This window comes from Acetobacter sp. DmW_125128, from assembly GCF_008704325.1.
Classification (GTDB): domain Bacteria; phylum Pseudomonadota; class Alphaproteobacteria; order Acetobacterales; family Acetobacteraceae; genus Acetobacter; species Acetobacter oryzifermentans.
Genome location: NZ_VHOP01000026.1, coordinates 1 through 1,394 on the forward strand (window position 1 = coordinate 1; position 1,394 = coordinate 1,394).

A 1,394-nucleotide genomic window follows, 5' to 3' on the forward strand; every position below is an offset into this window, starting at 1 on the left:
ACATTTACACCAGAAACATACCCTTTACTGCCAACAACAAGCGTACCTTCCTTGTCCCCAGTAATCTTAATATCCGTCGCAAAAGCTTTAGCGGAACTATCACCTGTAACATTAAGATGAGCGCCAGCAGTAACCGTATTAGATATTGCAGAAACACCACCGCTAATATCTAAACTTCCTGCTTTTAGAACTGTGTTGCTGAGTATAGCACCACTTTCTGCACGCACAGATTCCTGAACGCCAGAGTTCAGAATCACTCCACTTGTCACAGTTGTATCAACCGCAATGGCACCGGAATGCACGATCATTTCACCCTCACCACTTACTGTGGTACTGGTAACGGATGCGCCATTCTCTACAAGTAAAGCCGTAGGATTACCCCCAGTTGATGTAGTGGAAACGAGGGTATCTATAACATTGGCACCCGCATTGATTGTGGCGGATGCTGTATCGGTAATGGTCGTGCCAGAAAGTGTTGCACCACTAGCAGCATAAAGCTCCGCACCATCGGAAATGTTGGTATTATCAGCAGTGCCACCAATAACCCCAATTTGGCCCATACTGGCAGATGTATCAACTGCGCTGCCGCCAGCAGAAATGGTCAACATGGCACCAGCAAAGCTATCATCATTTTCTGGCAACGATGTAGATGTAACAAGGCCGCCACTTTCAACAGTAATGTTGCCACCGTTTGCGGTAGTAGATGTTGCTGTTCCGAAAACATCCAGTGTATCACCATCATTTAGAATGATACCATGTGAGGATATTCCAGCAGGAATAGTCGTGTCAGTCATATTTACGATCCCTTAAAGTTATTTCTACATTCTGAGATTTGTGCAGAAATTTTTTCCCATTTATTGTCAAATATTATTGCTAATAAAAATAAATCATGATTATTTTTCTATATTTTCATCAAAAATGTGTATAATTATTTATAGAATATTTAATTTTTAACATGCCAACAATGCGGTATGTGCTGCTGAGTGTAGAGAAATACTCAGCAGCACCAATAAAACCTACTAAAGATGTTTATTAAAATACTTCACGGATTTTAAATGGCCTGAGCCACTGCCTTTTCCATGTCTTTACCAACCAGATAAGGGCCTGCTGCACGAATAGTTATAGAGAGAATAGCCATTGCATTGTGCGTGATATTTCCGTCCAACGGTAGAACGGCATCACCATTTGTCCATGCACAATCTTTCCAATCCGTATCATGCCAACCAGCAGGCTTGGATGCTTGAAGATGGGCCGTAATCATCTGTAACTTACGAGCTGTCTGTACGCACACATCGGTTACAGCAACACCTAGAGCGGTTCCACTTTAATCTGGTTCATATCCAGAGGCTGTAAAGAAACTGGCGCATTGACTGGGAGTGAAAGCCGGAAGCAGT

At 42.8% G+C, this 1,394-nt stretch carries 2 pseudogenes; both read right to left on the reverse strand.

The window, feature by feature from the left end:
- Positions 1-794: pseudogene (locus FKW19_RS09585) on the reverse strand (autotransporter adhesin family protein); the annotation flags it as partial.
- Between the two features lie 257 nt (positions 795-1,051).
- A pseudogene (locus FKW19_RS09590) lies at positions 1,052-1,312 on the reverse strand (hypothetical protein); the annotation flags it as partial.
- Positions 1,313-1,394 lie beyond the last annotated feature (82 nt).